Source organism: Ruegeria sp. AL3 (assembly GCF_056536065.1).
In genome coordinates this window covers 612,730-630,260 of record NZ_JBQFJG010000001.1, presented here as the reverse complement: position 1 = coordinate 630,260, position 17,531 = coordinate 612,730, and the positions used below count along the sequence as shown (strand labels likewise).

The 17,531-nt window shown below is 58.9% G+C and carries 18 protein-coding genes; 9 read left to right on the top strand and 9 right to left on the bottom strand.

The features are described from left to right. Position 1: 1 nt before the first annotated feature. From odhB to mdh, 8 genes are all read right to left on the bottom strand, one after another. Positions 2 to 1,516 carry a 2-oxoglutarate dehydrogenase complex dihydrolipoyllysine-residue succinyltransferase gene (odhB, locus tag ACR3E6_RS03155; protein ID WP_480485790.1) on the bottom strand — a complete coding sequence of 505 codons (1,515 nt, stop codon included), beginning with the start codon at positions 1,514 to 1,516 and terminating at the stop codon, positions 2 to 4. A 3-nt stretch (positions 1,517 to 1,519) separates the two neighbouring features. Next, positions 1,520 to 4,477, bottom strand: coding sequence for a 2-oxoglutarate dehydrogenase E1 component (locus ACR3E6_RS03150; protein ID WP_480485788.1), 2,958 nt, complete (start codon positions 4,475 to 4,477; stop codon positions 1,520 to 1,522). Further along, entirely contained in the window at positions 4,474 to 5,016 is a 543-nt protein-coding gene (locus ACR3E6_RS03145; RefSeq protein WP_480485786.1) for a DUF805 domain-containing protein, read from the bottom strand. Before ACR3E6_RS03145 ends, ACR3E6_RS03150 begins: the two co-directional genes overlap by 4 nt. Beyond that, entirely contained in the window at positions 5,013 to 5,525 is a 513-nt protein-coding gene (locus ACR3E6_RS03140) for a DUF805 domain-containing protein (RefSeq protein ID WP_480485784.1), read from the bottom strand. Before ACR3E6_RS03140 ends, ACR3E6_RS03145 begins: the two co-directional genes overlap by 4 nt. Before the next feature lie 122 nt (positions 5,526 to 5,647). Further along, positions 5,648 to 6,529 (bottom strand): succinate--CoA ligase subunit alpha, encoded by an 882-nt coding sequence (gene sucD, locus ACR3E6_RS03135; RefSeq protein ID WP_152456828.1) that lies wholly within the window; start codon positions 6,527 to 6,529, stop codon positions 5,648 to 5,650. A gap of 13 nt (positions 6,530 to 6,542) precedes the next feature. Continuing rightward, a complete protein-coding gene (locus ACR3E6_RS03130; RefSeq protein WP_480485782.1) occupies positions 6,543 to 7,370 on the bottom strand; it encodes a glycosyltransferase family 25 protein in 828 nt (275 codons plus the stop codon). A 97-nt stretch (positions 7,371 to 7,467) separates the two neighbouring features. Further along, the gene (sucC, locus tag ACR3E6_RS03125; protein WP_152456830.1) at positions 7,468 to 8,661 is read right to left on the bottom strand and encodes an ADP-forming succinate--CoA ligase subunit beta; all 1,194 of its coding nucleotides are present in this window, start codon (positions 8,659 to 8,661) and stop codon (positions 7,468 to 7,470) included. 309 nt (positions 8,662 to 8,970) lie between these two features. Next, positions 8,971 to 9,933: a malate dehydrogenase gene (gene mdh / locus ACR3E6_RS03120; protein ID WP_117870353.1), complete on the bottom strand. Its 963-nt coding sequence runs from the start codon at positions 9,931 to 9,933 to the stop codon at positions 8,971 to 8,973. A gap of 167 nt (positions 9,934 to 10,100) precedes the next feature. Between mdh and ACR3E6_RS03115 the strand changes: the two genes are divergently transcribed. Beyond that, positions 10,101 to 10,856 (top strand): sulfite exporter TauE/SafE family protein, encoded by a 756-nt coding sequence (locus ACR3E6_RS03115; protein WP_480485780.1) that lies wholly within the window; start codon positions 10,101 to 10,103, stop codon positions 10,854 to 10,856. Here the strand turns inward: ACR3E6_RS03115 and ACR3E6_RS03110 are convergent, their stop codons facing one another. Further along, complete coding sequence (locus ACR3E6_RS03110) at positions 10,857 to 11,162, bottom strand: hypothetical protein (protein WP_480485778.1); 306 nt, start codon at positions 11,160 to 11,162, stop codon at positions 10,857 to 10,859. Positions 11,163 to 11,332: 170 nt separating this feature from the next. On the opposite strand from ACR3E6_RS03110, the gene ACR3E6_RS03105 reads away from it, so the two are divergent. From ACR3E6_RS03105 to sdhA, 8 genes are all read left to right on the top strand, one after another. Further along, the gene (locus tag ACR3E6_RS03105) at positions 11,333 to 12,190 is read left to right on the top strand and encodes an HpcH/HpaI aldolase/citrate lyase family protein (protein ID WP_152456833.1); all 858 of its coding nucleotides are present in this window, start codon (positions 11,333 to 11,335) and stop codon (positions 12,188 to 12,190) included. Positions 12,191 to 12,196: 6 nt separating this feature from the next. Next, complete coding sequence (locus ACR3E6_RS03100) at positions 12,197 to 12,751, top strand: NnrU family protein (RefSeq protein ID WP_171634936.1); 555 nt, start codon at positions 12,197 to 12,199, stop codon at positions 12,749 to 12,751. A 12-nt stretch (positions 12,752 to 12,763) separates the two neighbouring features. Next, on the top strand, positions 12,764 to 12,970 hold the full coding sequence (locus ACR3E6_RS03095; protein ID WP_171634933.1) for a DUF1737 domain-containing protein: 207 nt from the start codon (positions 12,764 to 12,766) through the stop codon (positions 12,968 to 12,970). Further along, positions 12,970 to 13,998: a MaoC family dehydratase gene (locus tag ACR3E6_RS03090; protein ID WP_480485776.1), complete on the top strand. Its 1,029-nt coding sequence runs from the start codon at positions 12,970 to 12,972 to the stop codon at positions 13,996 to 13,998. The genes ACR3E6_RS03095 and ACR3E6_RS03090 overlap by 1 nt, the downstream gene beginning before the upstream one ends. 54 nt (positions 13,999 to 14,052) lie before the next feature. Next, entirely contained in the window at positions 14,053 to 14,715 is a 663-nt protein-coding gene (locus ACR3E6_RS03085) for a DUF1194 domain-containing protein (protein ID WP_171171150.1), read from the top strand. A 214-nt stretch (positions 14,716 to 14,929) separates the two neighbouring features. Further along, positions 14,930 to 15,316: a succinate dehydrogenase, cytochrome b556 subunit gene (gene sdhC / locus ACR3E6_RS03080; RefSeq protein ID WP_152456838.1), complete on the top strand. Its 387-nt coding sequence runs from the start codon at positions 14,930 to 14,932 to the stop codon at positions 15,314 to 15,316. A 13-nt stretch (positions 15,317 to 15,329) separates the two neighbouring features. Beyond that, positions 15,330 to 15,701 carry a succinate dehydrogenase, hydrophobic membrane anchor protein gene (sdhD, locus tag ACR3E6_RS03075; protein WP_117870336.1) on the top strand — a complete coding sequence of 124 codons (372 nt, stop codon included), beginning with the start codon at positions 15,330 to 15,332 and terminating at the stop codon, positions 15,699 to 15,701. 18 nt (positions 15,702 to 15,719) lie between these two features. Further along, a complete protein-coding gene (gene sdhA / locus ACR3E6_RS03070; RefSeq protein ID WP_480485773.1) occupies positions 15,720 to 17,525 on the top strand; it encodes a succinate dehydrogenase flavoprotein subunit in 1,806 nt (601 codons plus the stop codon). Positions 17,526 to 17,531: the final 6 nt, after the last annotated feature.

Genomic DNA, 17,531 nt, shown 5'->3' with positions numbered 1-17,531 from the left:
GTCACAGATCCATCAGCAGGCGGCGCGGATCTTCAAGCGCCTCTTTCACGCGAACCAGGAAGGTTACCGCGCCCTTGCCGTCAACAATGCGGTGGTCATAGGACAGGGCCAGATACATCATCGGACGGATCTTGATCTCGCCATTGATGACCATCGGTCGTTCCTGAATCTTGTGCATGCCCAGAATGCCCGACTGCGGGGGGTTCAGGATCGGCGAGGACATCAGCGAGCCGTAGACGCCACCGTTCGAGATTGTGAAGGTACCGCCCTGCATCTCGGCCATCGAAAGCTTGCCATCGCGGGCGCGCTTGCCCTTTTCGGCGATGGCTTTTTCAATGGCTGCAAACGACATGCTGTCCGCGTCGCGAATGACCGGAACCACCAGACCCTGCGGCGTGCCGGCCGCAACGCCCATGTGAACGAAGTTCTTGTAGACGATGTCGGTGCCATCGATCTCGGCATTGACCTCGGGCACTTCTTTCAGGGCATGGCAGCAGGCCTTGGTGAAGAAGGACATGAAGCCCAGGCGCACACCGTGCTTCTTCTCGAACTGGTCTTTGTACTGATTGCGCAGGGCCATGACTTCGGTCATGTCCACCTCGTTATAGGTGGTCAGGATCGCGGCGGTGTTCTGCGCATCCTTCAGGCGCTTGGCGATGGTCTGACGCAGACGGGTCATCCGTACACGCTCTTCGCGAGCCTCATCTTCGGCAGCAACCGGTGCGCGCGGAACCTGAGCAACGGGCGCCGGCGCAGCCGCCGCAGGTGCGGGGGCCGAAGCAGCCGCGACTGCCTTGGCGACATCTTCCTTCATGATGCGACCATCGCGACCGGTGCCGATGACCTGATCGGCTGACAACCCGGCTTCGGCCATCGCCTTTTCGGCAGACGGCGCATTTGCAACATCCTTGCCGGTGCTTGCCGCAGCAGGAGCCGCAGCAGCAGCTGCCGGTGCAGGGGCTGCGCCTGCGGCCGCGCCCGAGATGACTGCCAGCTTGGCGGTTGCATCAACGGTTGCACCTTCCGGCGCGACGATTTCCGCCAGAACACCCGCAGCCGGGGCGGGTACCTCGACCGAGACTTTGTCGGTTTCCAACTCACACAGCATCTCGTCCTGCGCGACGCTGTCGCCGACTTGCTTGAACCAGGTCGAAACAGTCGCCTCAGTCACAGATTCGCCAAGCGTGGGCACCATCACGTCAACCGACCCGTCCGATGCAGAGGGTGCGGCCTCGGGGGGTGCTGCGGCTGTTGCCGGGGCAGGCGCGGCTGCACCTTCACCGGCAGCAATCGTCGCCAGCAGAGCATCGACACCAACCGTGTCGCCTTCAGCAGCCACAATCTCACCCATCACGCCAGCTGAGGGAGAGGGCACTTCGACCGTCACCTTGTCAGTCTCCAGCTCACACAGCATCTCATCCATGGCGACCGCATCACCGGGCTTTTTGAACCATGTTGCAACAGTGGCTTCGGTGACCGACTCGCCAAGCGTGGGAACACGAACTTCAATCGTCATCGCTTATTTTCCTTCGAGGCTCAGCGCTTCGTTAACCAGCGCTTCTTGTTGGGCTTTGTGTTGGCTGGCCAGGCCCGTCGCGGGCGAGGCCGAGGTTGCGCGACCGACATAAGCCGGACGGGTATGTTTCGCGCCGATCCGGGACAGAACCCATTCGATATTGGGTTCGATAAAGGTCCACGCACCTTGGTTTTTGGGCTCTTCCTGACACCAGACCATTTCGGCATTCTTGAACCGTTCAAGCTCGTTGATCAGAGAATGCGCCGGGAAAGGATAGAACTGTTCGATCCGCATCAGATAAATGTCGTCGATGCCGCGAGCATCGCGTTCCTCCAGCAGGTCGAAATAGACTTTTCCGGAACACATCACCACACGTTTGATCTTGTCATCCGCCACCAGTTTGGTGTCGGAATTGCCCTTCTGTGCATCATCCCACAGTACCCGGTGGAAGCTGGATCCGGTGGTGAAATCATCGGCGGTGCTGACGGCCAGTTTGTGACGCAGCAGTGATTTCGGTGTCACCAGGATCAACGGCTTGCGGAATGTCCGGTGCAGTTGGCGGCGCAGGATGTGGAAATAGTTCGCAGGCGTCGTGCAGTTCGCCACAATCCAGTTGTCCTGACCGCACATTTGCAGGAACCGCTCCAGCCTTGCCGACGAGTGTTCGGGGCCTTGCCCCTCGAACCCGTGCGGCAGCAGACAGACCAGGCCGGACATCCGCAGCCATTTCGATTCACCCGAACTGATGAATTGGTCGAACATGATCTGCGCGCCGTTGGCGAAGTCCCCGAACTGGGCTTCCCACAGGACCAGCGCATTTGGTTCGGCCAACGAGTATCCGTATTCGAAGCCGAGCACTGCATATTCGGACAGCATCGAGTCGATCACTTCGTAATGCGACTGACCTGCGCGAATGTTGTTCAGCGGATAATACCGTTCTTCGGTTTCCTGATGAACGAATCCGGAATGGCGTTGGCTGAAGGTGCCGCGCGTGGCGTCCTGCCCTGCAAGGCGTACCGGGTAGCCCTCGGTCAGCAAGGATCCGAAAGCCAACGCCTCACCAGTGGCCCAGTCAAAGCCTTTACCGGTTTCAAACATCTGTTTCTTGTGCTCAAGCAGACGACCAACCGTCTTGTGCATGGCAAATCCGCTTGGTGCGCGGGTAAGGGCATCCCCGATTTCGGCCATGGTTTCCGGCGTGATCGCCGTCTCGCCGCGCATGTATTCGTCTTTGTTCTTGTCAAGATGCGACCAGCGCCCATCCAGCCAATCGGCCTTGTTGGGTTTATAGTCCTTACCGGCCTCGAATTCGTCGTTCAGATGAGCCTGGAAGGCCGCTTTCATATCTTCGATCTCACCCTCGGGGATCAGGCCATCCTTGACGAGGCGCTCAGTGTACAAAGACAGCGTGGTCTTATGCGTCTTGATCTTCTTGTACATGATCGGGTTGGTGAACATGGGCTCGTCGCCCTCGTTGTGACCAAACCGGCGATAACAGAAGATATCCAGAACCACGTCCTTGTGGAATTTCTGGCGGAATTCGGTCGCCACCTTGGCTGCATGAACAACTGCCTCGGGGTCATCCCCGTTCACGTGGAAGATCGGCGCCTCGACCATCAGCGCGATATCCGTCGGATATGGGCTGGAGCGTGAAAAATGCGGCGCGGTGGTAAAGCCGATCTGGTTGTTCACCACGATATGCATTGTCCCGCCGGTGCGATGCCCGCGCAGACCGCTCAGGCCAAAGCCTTCGGCCACGACGCCCTGACCGGCAAAGGCTGCATCGCCGTGCAGCAGAATGGCCATGACCTTGGTGCGGTCCGTGTCGCCCAACTGATCCTGCTTGGCGCGGACCTTGCCCAGAACCACAGGGTTCACCGCCTCAAGGTGCGACGGGTTCGCCGTCAGCGACAGGTGCACGCTGTTGCCGTCGAACTCGCGATCGCTTGAAGCACCGAGGTGGTATTTCACGTCGCCCGAACCATCCACGTCTTCGGGTTTGAAACTGCCGCCCTGGAATTCGTTGAAAATGGCGCGGTACGGTTTGCCCATCACATTGGCCAGAATGTTCAAACGGCCCCGGTGCGGCATCCCGATCACGATATCACTGAGCCCGAGCGCGCCACCACGTTTGATGATCTGCTCCATCGCCGGAATAAGCGCCTCACCGCCATCGAGACCAAAGCGCTTGGTGCCCATGTACTTGACGTGCAGGAATTTCTCAAAGCCTTCGGCCTCGACCATCTTGTTCAGGATAGCTTTGCGGCCTTCCTTGGTGAACTGGATTTCCTTGCCATAGCCCTCAATGCGCTCTTTCAGCCAGGCGGCCTCTTCCGGGTTCGAGATATGCATGTATTGCAGCGCAAAAGTACCGCAATAGGTCCGTTTCACGATCTCGACGATCTGCCGCATCGAGGCGACCTGAAGTCCCAGAACGTTGTCGATAAAGATCGGGCGATCCATATCGGCATCGGTGAAGCCGTAGGTTTTGGGATCCAGTTCCGGATGATTGCTGGCCGCGCGCATGCCAAGTGGGTCAAGGTTGGCGGCCAGATGGCCCCGGATCCGGTAGGCCCGGATCAGCATCAGCGCCCGCAGACTGTCCAGCACCGCGCGCTTGATCTGGTCATCGCTGACTTCGACACCTTTGTCGGCGGCCTTTTCCTTGATCTTCTTGCCTGCGGCCTTGGCGTCAATCTCGGCCCACTCGCCGGTCAACGCACCGGTCAGATCATCCGCTGGCATGGGCGGCCAGTCGGTTCGCGCCCACGAAGGCCCCTCGGCCTCGCGCTGAACATCAGGCGCGGCGTCACCCATGGCCTTGAAGAACTCGACCCAGGCAGCGTCTACCGCACCGGGGTTCTTGGTGTACTGCGCATAAAGCTGTTCCAGATATTCGGCATTGTGCCCCTGCATGAAGCTGGAGGCGTGAAAGGCAGTATTGGGCGAGTGTTCGGTCATTGGGCTACCTCATGTGGGTTGGGACCGTATTGATTGGTGCCTGGCTGGCTGGGGCGGGTCAGCCACCACAGCACCAGGAGGGGCGACACCACCAGAACGATAAGTGTCGGGATGACGATCAGCAATGTTGCGCGGGTAAACAAAATGTCGAGCGTTCCGCCATGCTGGAAACTCGAGGCGATCCCGATACCAAAGATCAGGACGGCAAAGGCCCCGAGGATCAGCAGGATCGGCAGCAGAGCATACAGCCCGCTGCGCCCGGTATCGTGCATCCGCCGCCACGCAACGGCCAGATGCGGGAAGAAGACGATCAGGCCGACGATGCTCTGCACCGGAGCCGAGGACGTTGCGGCGACGGATTTCACCTCATCGCTTTCGGTGATCGCGACCTGAGTGAAGAACTGCCAGTCGATGATGCCGGCAATGATGTTCCAGATCACGATGAACAGGAAAAAGAACCAGTACTCGGGCCGCGAGGCACGACCTGAGAAGGTGAAGACATTGGCAAAACAGGTGCGGATGGCGTCGGAGAAGGTCATGGTGTCACTCCTCCCTCGGGCGCTCCGAAGCGATTGCTTTGCGGATCTGATGCTACAAGCATCATGCCAAGAACGTTGGCTGCAACCAGTGCGCTTGTGATAAATCCAATAAGGAGCGCTGCGGCGATAAGCACGATGACGAACAACCCGAGAAAGAGGATGCCGAAACCGCTACCGGCTAGCAGGACTAACCCAAGCCAGTATGTCACCTGATAACCTAACCAGAGAATAATTAAAGGCATGAATGGATAGAATGCCTGACGACCCTCCTCACCAGTATCTTGCAACCGGCGGCTCATGGCCGATAGCAGAGGGACACAGGCTACCATAACGACAAACAGTTGCCAGATGCCCCAAATCCCGGCTTTCTGCCATTTAAGCTGTGTTGCTGTTACGATCGGCAAGACAAGCGCGACCGGTGCAAACCACCAGAATTCTGAGCGTGTGGCTCTGCCGGAGCAAACAAAGGTTTTCCGAAATCCGGTCGATATGGCCTGCATTGGTCCCATCAATACCCACCTGCCCGGCGACACCGCCGGGCAGCGCCCGACCGCCCCCATGGGCGGGCGCTTTGCACCCACCCGCGGTCGGGCGCTGCCCTCAGCACATATGCGCTATGGGCAATCACAGCTTACCCAATTGCTTCCAGCACAGCCTCGCCCAGCTGAGCCGGGCTTTCGGCCACGACGATCCCAGCACTGCGCATGGCTTCGATCTTGTCCTCGGCACCGCCCTTGCCGCCAGCGACAATCGCGCCCGCGTGGCCCATGCGGCGGCCCGGAGGGGCTGTGCGGCCCGCGATGAAACCGGCGGTCGGCTTCTTGCGGCCCTTCTTGGCCTCATCCGCCAGGAACTGCGCGGCTTCTTCCTCGGCCGAACCACCGATCTCACCGATCATGATGATCGACTCGGTCTCGTCATCGGCCAGGAACCATTCCAGCACGTCGATATGCTCAGTCCCTTTGATCGGGTCGCCGCCGATGCCCACACAGGTGGACTGGCCCAGACCCACATCGGTGGTTTGCTTGACGGCCTCATAGGTCAGGGTGCCGGAACGCGACACAACACCGACCGAGCCGCGCTTGTGGATATGGCCGGGCATGATGCCGATCTTGCAGGCGTCGGGCGTGATGACACCGGGGCAGTTCGGGCCGATCAGGCGGGATTTGCTGCCTTCCAGCGCGCGCTTCACCTTCATCATGTCCAGCACCGGGATGCCTTCGGTGATGCAGACGATCACCTCCATCTCGGCATCAATCGCTTCGAGGATCGAATCCGCAGCAAACGGCGGCGGCACATAGATCACGCTGGCATTGGCTTCGGTCACATGCTTGGCCTCGTGGACCGAGTTGAACACGGGCAGGCCCAGATGCTCCATCCCGCCTTTGCCGGGGGTGACGCCGCCGACCATCTTGGTGCCATAGGCAATGGCCTGTTCGCTGTGGAATGTACCCTGCGAGCCGGTAAAGCCCTGACAGATCACTTTGGTGTTTTCGTCGATGAGGACTGCCATTTTGTCCCTTTCTCTAGGCGGTGTTGGATTGATTGGGTTCAGTCGCCGGCAGAACCTGCGGCGCATAGGTAATTTTCTCGAGCGTGGCACGTCCCAGGGCCAGGTTGGCCGTGGTACGCAGGCCGCTGCTGATTTCAGCGATGCCACGCCTTACTTTTTGCCGGATCAGAGGCCAGCCTGTTGGCCGCGCGCGCGGTGCACCCATATTGTATTCGCCGGGCGCTTCGTTGCCCTGTTCGACCATGGCCGGGATCACCTGATAGATGTTGATCTGACGCGCCGCCGGCGAGGCGGAAGGGTTGAACAACAAACCATCCAGCGTAATGTCAAAGGGTTTCTGGGCCAGGAAGTGCCGGGCCGCTTCGCGTGTCAGCGCATAAGCTGCACCACCGGGATGGCGCGAGCGCATCAGACGCAATTCCCGCTCCAGATGGGGCAGCCGCTTGCGCCCAATGGCCACGTAAAGCTTCGTGCTGCGCCAGCGTTCGAACCGCACGATGTCGGCATCCTCTGGCCACCATGATGCATCATTCAACCAGTCTGCCAATTCCGGTGTCAGAAACACATCATCCTCAAGGATCAAGGCCTGTTCCGCCCCCGAAGCGATCAGCGCCTCCCATGCTTTGGCATGGCTGAGGGTGCAAGCCATGTCCTTGGTATGGAAATAGCCCCACGGCCCCTCGGCCTTGCATTCGCGCAGGAAATCCTCACGGGTGGCGGCATCGCAGTCAACAGCGTTGACGCGCGTCGCCGACAGGCCTGCCTTTTGCAGCTCCTGCTCCATCAAACGCGCCCGCCCTGTGGCGCGTTCCAAGCCTATGAGGAAGATTGGGATGGTCATCAGATCGATTGCTTCTTTCAGCCTTGCGCGGCAATGTTTTTCAGCTTGGTTTTAACCGCGATGGGGCGGGCCCGAGGCCAGCCCCACTTGAACAAGCTTAACCCTTAACCGCCTTCACGATCTTTTCGGCGCCGTCCTTCAGGTTGTCCGCCGCGATCACGTCCAGGCCAGAGGTGTTGATGATCTCTTTGCCCTTCTCGACATTCGTGCCTTCCAAACGGACGACCAGCGGTACTTTCAGGCCAACTTCTTTCACAGCGGCCACAACGCCCTCGGCGATGACGTCACAGCGCATGATGCCGCCGAAGATGTTGACCAGAATGCCTTTGACCTGCGGGTCCGAGGTGATGATCTTGAACGCTTCGGTCACTTTCTCTTTGGTCGCGCCGCCACCCACGTCGAGGAAGTTGGCAGGCTCAGCCCCGTACAGCTTGATGATGTCCATCGTCGCCATCGCCAGACCGGCACCGTTGACCATGCAGCCGATCTCACCATCCAGTGCGATGTAGTTCAGGTCGTACTTGGAGGCTTCCAGTTCCTTGGGGTCTTCCTCGGTCGTGTCGCGCAGTTCGGCGATGTCCGGGTGGCGGTAGACCGCGTTGCCGTCAAAGCCGACCTTGGCGTCCAGCACCTTGAGATCGCCGCTGTCCGAGACGATCAGCGGGTTGATTTCCAGCATCTCCATGTCCTTCTCGACGAAGGCTTGATAGAGCTGACCCATCAGTTTGACGCATTGCTTGACTTGCGGGCCTTCCAGACCCAGCGAGAAGGCGATGCGGCGACCGTGATACGGCATGTAACCGGTGGCCGGATCGACCGAGAAGGACAGGATTTTCTCGGGCGTCGCTGCGGCCACTTCTTCGATGTCCATGCCGCCCTCGGTCGAACAGACGAAGGAAATGCGGCTGGTCTGGCGGTCCACCAGCAGGGCCAGGTACAGTTCACGCTCGATGCCCGAGCCTGCTTCGATATAGATGCGGTTGACCTGCTTGCCTGCCGGACCGGTCTGATGCGTGACCAGTGTACGGCCCAGCATCTTTTTGGCTTCTTCAGCGGCTTCTTCAACCGATTTGGTCAGACGAACACCGCCTTTTTCACCGGCGTCGGCCTCTTTGAACGAACCCTTGCCGCGACCACCTGCGTGGATCTGTGCTTTGACAACCCAAAGCGGGCCGTCCAGCTCACCTGCTGCGGTTTTGGCTTCTTCGGCGCGCAACACGGCGCGACCATCGGACACCGGTGCGCCATAGCTGCGAAGGAGGGCTTTGGCCTGATATTCGTGAATGTTCATCGAAACTGTCCCGTCTGACTGCGTTTAATCGTTATAGGGGTGTCTAGCGGGCAAGTTTAAAGGGTTTTTTGATGCTCGATGGGTTTTTAGCGAAGATTTTCAACATTTGTGATCACGGGTTTTTAGCGTGTGATCACAAAATTTCTGATGTGGCAAAACGATTCGAAAAAACTGCGCCGCGTCAGAAAATCACATTCGAAAAAAGGGATTTGCGGCGTTTGCGCCAACATTTGCGACCGGGACATGCGCGGACCAAAAGAAAACCGGCCCTGAAACGGGCCGGTCTGTTGTTCGGACTTCAGAGCTGTTTTACGCCAGCGAGCTGTCGATGCCCTTGCATGCGTCGATCAGACCCTTCACGGCGTTCACCGAGTTGTCGAACCCTGCCTGCTCGTCTTCGTTCAGCTTGATGTCAACGATACGCTCGACGCCGCCTGCGCCGATCACGGTCGGAACACCGACATAGAGCCCGTCTACACCCAGTTCGCCGTTGCAGTAGGCCGCGCATGGCAGAACGCGCTTCTGGTCTTTCAGATAGGCTTCGGCCATTTCGATCGCCGACGTTGCAGGCGCGTAGTAGGCCGAACCGGTTTTCAGCAGGCCAACGATTTCGGCGCCGCCGTCACGGGTGCGCTGCACGATGGCGTCCAGTTTCTCTTGCGTGGTCCAGCCCATCTCGACCAGATCAGGCAGCGGAATACCGGCAACGGTCGAGTAACGGACCGACGGCACCATGGTATCGCCGTGGCCGCCCAAAACGAAGGCGGTGACGTCGCGCATCGAGACGTTGAACTCTTCCGACAGGAAATGTGCAAAGCGCGCCGAGTCAAGCACCCCTGCCATGCCGCAGACCTTGTTGTGCGGCAAGCCCGAGAATTCGCGCAAAGCCCAGACCATCGCGTCCAGCGGGTTGGTGATGCAGATCACGAACGCATCGGGTGCGTGGGCTGCGATGCCTTCACCGACCGACTTCATGACTTTCAGGTTGATGCCCAGCAGATCATCGCGGCTCATGCCCGGTTTGCGGGCCACGCCTGCGGTCACGATGCACACATCCGCGCCAGCGATATCGGCATAGTCGCTGGTGCCTTTCATCGAGGCGTCGAACCCTTCCGAAGGGCCGGATTCAGCGATGTCGAGCGCCTTGCCCTGAGGCAGCCCGTCTGCGATGTCAAACAGGACAACGTCACCCAGTTCTTTGACAGCTGCGAGATGTGCGAGCGTGCCACCGATGTTCCCCGCGCCGATCAGCGCAATCTTGGGTCTGGCCATTTGGAATTTCTCCATATCCGGTCGGTATTGAAATCGCGGTCGTGCTAGTCGTTAAAACGTCAATAGGCAAGAGTTCTGCGACGTGGCATACAACCGCATACTGTTTGCAGGCCCCGCTTTGATTGCGCTAAACGGCCTTTGAGACAAGCCAAAACCGGGACTGTCACATGTTCGAATTGAACTTGATGTTTTTTGCCGTGGCGATCCCTGCCGTGATCTTTGCCGGTATTTCAAAGGGCGGTTTCGGTTCCGGCGTGGCATTTGCCTCGTCGTCGATTCTGGCCTTGATCCTGACGCCCGGGCAGGCTTTGGCCTTGATGCTGCCAATCTTGATGGTGATCGACGTGGCCACGTTGGGTCCCTATTGGAGGCGGTGGAGCTGGCCGGATTCCCGTCTGCTGATCCTTGGCGCGCTGCCCGGTGTGGCGGTGGGTGCGGGGCTTTACCGTGCAACGGATGATGATCTGTTGCGTCTGCTGATCGGTGGCATCTCGGTCGGGTTCGTAATCTGGCACATCGCGCAGTCGAAAGGGTGGGTGCGCGGGTTTGCCAGGCGATTGCCGCCGTCTTCCGGTTTGTTTGCCGGGCTGGTCGCGGGTTTCACAAGTTTCGTCAGCCATGCCGGCGGTCCTCCGGCAGCGGTCTATCTTTTGTCGCAACGCCTGACGAAAACCGAATTTCAAGCCAGTACGGTACTGGTTTTCTGGGTGATCAATATCGCGAAATTCATACCCTATGCGTATCTGGGTATGTTCACATGGCAGACGTTATGGGCGGATTTGCTGCTGACACCCTTTGCGATCCTGGGGGCATGGCTGGGCGTCCGGGCACATTTCATGTTGTCCGAACGCCTGTTCTTCGGGCTTGCCTATGTGCTGTTGACGCTCACCGGCAGCAAGCTGATCTGGGACGCGCTTACCTGATCAGGCATTGGGTGGCAGCGCCTCGACCACCTCTTCAAAAGCCTGACCCGAAGCCACAAGGCAGGTGATCCCGTTTGGCAAAGTCACCGTGATCGTCCAACTGCCGGTTTCGTCCGAGGCAAAAAGCTCCATGACGGCGCCTTTTCGGGCCAGTCCCAAACCCCTGCGCGTTTCACCATAGGCCTCGTGCAACCGTTCCAGCACAGCCTCTCTGGGCGCACAGTTTTGACCCTGAGCGTGCGCATGTTGCGCGGCCAGGACCATGATCCCAAGCCCCATCGTCATCTTGAACACCGTCTTTTGCATGCCGCACCCTTTTTGATTCCAACTGCCGATCAGGGTGCGTGGCAAGGGACGAAATCCGGTTAAGGGAACGCACGTTGCGTCGGGTTTGCTGCGGTGCGGCGATTTTGTGCTTGAACTTTCCTGCAAAAAATGTCCCATTCCGCGCAACTTTATTTCAATGGGAGTGGTCCATGGATCCTCGTCTGCGCCCCTATCGTTCGGTTCTCTACATTCCTGGTTCGAGGGACCGGGCCCTGGACAAGGCCCGATCTTTGCCTGTGGATGCGATCATCTTCGACCTGGAAGATGCAGTTGCAGCGGACGAAAAAGAAAACGCTCGCGAAACGCTGAAAGGGGCCTTGGCCGCTGGGGGCTATGGTGCGCGGGTCAAGATCGTCCGGATCAATGGGCTGGACACCGAATGGGGGCGTGCCGATGCCGAGGCGGTGCGCGACATGGATGCCGATGTTGTCCTGTTGCCCAAGGTGAATTCGGCGGCTGACGTGGATGCTCTGGCGGCGATCACCGGAGAATTGCCGATTTGGGCCATGATGGAAACGCCGCGCGGAATGCTGAACGCTGCCGAGATCGCCGCGCATCCGCTGATGGCCGGATTCGTGATGGGCACAAACGATCTGGCCAAAGAGTTGCAAACCCGCTTTCGCCCCGATCGCCTGCCGATGATGACTTCGCTGGGTCTGTGCCTGTTGGCCGCCAAGGCCGAAGGGCTGATCATCATTGATGGCGTTTACAACGCTTTCAAGGATGCCGAGGGTCTGGCCGCCGAGTGTGCGCAGGGCCGCGACATGGGCTTTGATGGCAAAACACTGATCCATCCGGCCCAGGTCGATGTGGCCAACACGGCCTTCGCACCATCGGATGACGAGATCGATCTGGCCCGCCGCCAAATTTCGGCATTCGAAGAGACCGAAGCGCAAGGGCAGGGTGTTGCCGTCGTGGATGGCAAGATCGTTGAAAACCTGCACGTTGCAACGGCCCGTGAAATTCTGGCAAAAGCAGAGGCGATTTCAGCTTTGCAAGCGGGGTAAGCCAGCATGGGCTTTGTTCTTCTGATCTTGGGCGTGGCACTGTGGTGGGCCGCGCATCTGTTCAAACGTGTGGCGCCTGAACGCCGTGCCGCGATGGGCGACGGGGGCAAGGGTGCAGTAGCCCTGGCGCTGGTAGCGTCGATCCTGCTGATGGTGTTCGGCTATCGCATGACCGACTTCATCTATGTCTGGGCTCCGCCGACCTTCCTGATTCACGTCAATAATCTGTTGGTTCTGATCGCGATCTTCATGATGAGCCCCGCGGGCACCAAAGGCCGGGTGCTGAACAAGTTTCGCCATCCGATGCTGGGTGGTTTCAAGCTGTGGGCCTTTGCGCATTTGCTGGTGAACGGAGATCTGGCCTCGATCATCCTGTTCGGCGGTCTTCTGGCGTGGGCCGTGGTCGAAGTTGTTGTGATCAACAAGACCGAACCCGACTGGACGCCCAGTGAGCCGGGAACCTATGGCAAGGATGCCATGTTCTTTGTGGCGTCGATCGTGCTGCTGGGGATTATCGGATATATCCACGGCCTGGTCGGTCCGTCTCCGTTTGGCTCATGAGGACCTGACCCCATGGCGAAACTCTATCGTTTATTGACCGAAGAAGACACGTCAGCCTTCTGCCACAAAGTGTCAGATGCGCTGGCGAAGGGATGGGAGCTGTACGGCGACCCGTCCTATGCCTTTGACTCAGCCAACAATGTAATGCGGTGTGCGCAGGCTGTGACCAAAGAGGTCGACGCCGACTATTCCCCCGACATGAAACTGGGACAGCAGTAATGGTAAAAACAAATCCGGGCCGATTTTTCGAGGATTATTCTGTGGGGCAGGTGTTGCATCACGCCGTGCCGCGCACAGTGACCGAGGGCGAACGCGGTTTGTATCACGCGCTTTATCCCGCGCGTCACGCGCTGTATTCTTCGGACGAATTTGCCCGGGATTGCGGTTTGCCGGAAAGTCCGCTTGATGATCTGGCGGCGTTTCATCTGGTCTTCGGCAAAACGGTTCCGGATGTCTCGTTGAACGCGGTTGCCAATCTTGGCTATGGCGAAGGCCGCTGGCTGAAACCCGTCTATGCCGGTGATACCCTGCGATCTGTGTCCGAGGTGATTGGCGTCAAACAGAATTCCAACGGGAAAACAGGTGTCGTCTGGGTCCGCACCCGTGGATTGAACCAATTGGACGAAGTCGTCATCGAATATGTCCGTTGGGTGATGGTGCGCAAGGCAGACGTGAATGCGTCAGCGCCCGAAACGGTTGTTCCCGAATTGAAGAAGGCCTTGACGCCCCAGGATTTGATCGTGCCCGAAGGTCTGGATTTCTCGAATTACGATTTCGCGTTGGCCGGTGAAGCGAATCGTTGGGGCGATTATGAAATCGGAGAGAAAATCGACCACGTGGACGGCGTCACCGTGGAAGAGGCCGAACACATGCTGGCCACGCGATTGTGGCAGAACACCGCCAAGGTGCATTTCGACCTGACGTTCCGCCCGGAAGGCAGGTTGATCTATGGCGGGCACGTGATCTCGATGGCGCGGACATTGTCGTTCAATGGGCTTGCGAACGCGCAGATGATTGTCGGCCTGAATGGCGGCGCGCATGCCAACCCATGCTTCGCGGGCGACACGATCAAGGCCTGGTCCGAAGTTCTGGATAAGGCGGAAACCGGTGTTCCCGGCGTGGGTGCGATCCGCCTGCGTCTGGTGGCGACAAAGGGTGGTGATCCGTTCGTGTTGAAGAATGACGAGGGCCGGTATTTGCCGGATGTTCTTCTGGACCTCGATTATTGGGCGCTCATGCCGCAATAGGCCTGCTGACGGTAATGTGAGCCATTTGCGTGCAAGCCGTGTTAGGCTTGCACCATGCATATTCTGCGCGCGATATTGACCAGCGTTTGTCTGGCGCCGGCGGCTCAGGCCTGCGATCTGGCGCTGGCCCTGGCGGTTGATGTTTCCGGCTCGGTCGACGCCAGCGAGTTTCGTATCCAGATGGACGGGTTGGCCGCTGGTCTGCGCGACCCGATCGTGTCCGAGGCATTGGTTCGTGGTCAGGCTCAGTTGATGCTGGTGCAATGGACCGGGTCGTCGCGCCAGCAGGTCACGATCCCCTGGACTCGAGTCGACAGTTTCGCGGCGCTGGATCGTTTTGCCGATCAGGTTGCCGAAGATCCACGCATCTGGCGGAACTTCTCGACTGCGATTGGCGAGGCGCTGCACACGACGCTGGACGCGTTTGAGTCCGTATCCGATTGCAAACGGAGACTGATCGATCTGTCGGGGGACGGCGTATCCAATGAAGGCGTCGAACCGACGCAAGTTCACGCGGCTTTGCGGGACCGAGGCATTGTCGTCAATGCGTTGGCCATTGAAGAAAGTGAACCGGACCTGACGGCCTATTTCTTTGAGAATGTCATCGTGGGCGAAGGCGCTTTTGTCGTTTCGGCCTCGGGCTTCGCGGACTACCCGGAGCGAATTCGCAAGAAACTGCTGCGCGAAGTGACGCAGCAAACAGCGGGCCTGAAATGACAGTCAGGAGATTCGTGATCACATGCCTTTGGTCTTGAAATCGCTAACATTGATGAAGGGGAATGTTAAATGTGATCACGACAATATTTTGTGTGATCACATACTTGAATAATCCGTCAAATTGCGCCGAATTTAGTGGCTTTTGCACCCGCAGCACGTGACAGTGTCGCAAAAAACAGTAAAACGTTCGGTAGCCAACCGAAAAGGAGCCGCCATGGCCGATGTAAATCGGGGCAACCGCCCACTTTCGCCGCACCTGTCGATCTATCGTCCACAGCTGACGTCGGTCACATCCATCCTGACACGCATCACCGGAAACGCGCTACTGCTGGCGGCGCTGCTGATCGTCTGGTGGTTTCTGGCCGCAGCAACGTCGCCCGAGGCCTTCGCCGTTGCGAACGGAGTGATTACTTCGGTGCTTGGCGATCTGGTGATGGCTCTGTCCGTATGGGGTCTTTGGTATCACACGCTGGCCGGTGTACGGCACCTGATCTGGGACAATGCGATTGGGCTGGACCTTCCCACAGCGACAAAGCTGGGCTGGGCCGTTGTCATCGGATCGGTCGTGCTGACCCTTCTGACCCTTGTCATCGTCGCGTGATTGGAGGCCTGACATGCGTTATCTGACCGACCGCAAACGCGCCGCTGGCCTTGGCTCGGCGAAATCCGGCACCGCCCATTTCTGGGCGATGAAAGTCAGCTCGGTGGCTCTGCTGATCCTTGTGCCTTTGTTTGTTTTCACCTTCGGCCCGGTTCTGGGTCAGCCGTTTGACGTGGTACTTGAATACTATTCGCGGCCCTTCCCTGCCATCGTGGCAGCACTGACGCTGGCAGTTGGCTTCAAACACTTCGCAGACGGTGCGCAGGTGATGCTTGAGGACTATGTTCACGGCACGCTTGAAAAGGTCCTGATCATTCTGGTGACCTGCCTGTCCTACGGTGCGGCTGCGGCCGGCATCTTCGCCATCGCGCGCATTGCCCTCTAATTCCCGGAGCTGAAAGAAATGGCTGCATACGAATACGAAACGCATGAATATGACGTGGTCGTTGTTGGCGCCGGTGGGGCCGGTCTGCGGGCGACATTGGGTATGGCGGAACAAGGCCTGCGTACGGCCTGCGTGACCAAGGTTTTCCCAACCCGTTCTCATACCGTGGCCGCGCAGGGTGGCATTGCCGCGTCGTTGTCGAATATGGGCCCCGACCATTGGCAATGGCACATGTACGATACCGTCAAGGGCTCGGACTGGTTGGGCGATACCGACGCGATGGAGTACCTTGCCCGCGAGGCGCCAAAGGCGGTCTACGAGCTGGAGCACTATGGCGTTCCGTTCAGCCGTACGGAAGAGGGCAAGATCTATCAGCGCCCCTTCGGTGGACACACCACTGAATTCGGAGAAGGTCCTGCGGTACAGCGCACCTGTGCAGCTGCCGACCGGACCGGCCACGCGATTCTGCATACACTGTATGGGCAGTCGTTGAAGAACAACGCCGAGTTCTACATCGAATACTTCGCCATTGACCTGGTCATGTCCGAAGACGGTCAATGTCAGGGTGTCGTCTGCTGGAAGCTGGACGATGGCACCATGCATGTCTTCAACGCCAAGATGGTGGTATTGGCGACCGGCGGCTATGGCCGTGCCTATTTCAGCGCCACCTCGGCCCATACCTGCACCGGCGATGGCGGCGGCATGGTGGCCCGTGCCGGGCTGGCCTTGCAGGATATGGAATTCGTTCAGTTCCACCCTACCGGCATCTACGGTTCGGGCTGTCTGATCACCGAAGGCGCGCGCGGCGAAGGCGGGTACCTGACAAACTCGGAAGGTGAACGGTTCATGGAGCGCTATGCGCCCCAGTACAAGGACCTCGCACCACGCGATTACGTTTCGCGCTCGATGACCATGGAAATCCGCGAGGGACGTGGCGTAGGGGCCGAAGGGGATCACATTCACCTGAACCTCAGCCACTTGCCTGCCGAAGCTCTGGCGGAGCGCCTGCCCGGTATCTCGGAAAGCGCCAAGATTTTTGCGGGTGTGGATGTCACGAAGGAACCGATCCCGGTTCTGCCCACCGTGCATTACAACATGGGCGGTATCCCCACGAACTATTGGGGTGAGGTTCTGAACCCAACTGCCGAGGATCCGACTGCGGTCGTTCCCGGTTTGATGGCCGTTGGCGAAGCCGGTTGTGCCTCGGTCCACGGTGCGAACCGACTGGGGTCGAACTCGCTGATTGACCTTGTGGTCTTTGGCCGGGCGGCAGCGATCCGGGCTGGCAAGGTTGTCGACGCCGAATCCCCCAACCCGGTTCTGAACCAGGTGTCGGTCGACAAGGCGTTTGACCGTTTTGATGCGGTGCGTAACGCCAGCGGTTCAATCCCAACCGCCGATCTTCGGCTTGAGATGCAAAAGACCATGCAGGCGGATGCGGCCGTGTTCCGAACCGCCAAGACCATGGCCGAAGGCGTCGAGAAGATGACGGCGATTGCCGCAAAGATGGACGACCTGAAGGTCACAGACCGTTCGTTGGTCTGGAACAGCGATCTGATGGAAACCCTTGAACTGACCAACCTGATGCCAAACGCGCTTGCCACCATCGTCGGCGCCGAGGCCCGCAAGGAATCCCGAGGGGCCCACGCGCATGAAGACTTCAGCGAGCGTGATGACGAAAACTGGCGTGTTCACACGGTCAGCCGGGTCGAGGGCAACAAGGTTGAGCTCAGCTATCGTCCGGTCATCGTTGATCCGCTGACGACCGAGGACCAAGGCGGTATCAGCTTGCAGAAAATCGCGCCCAAAGCGCGGACGTTCTAAGGGCTG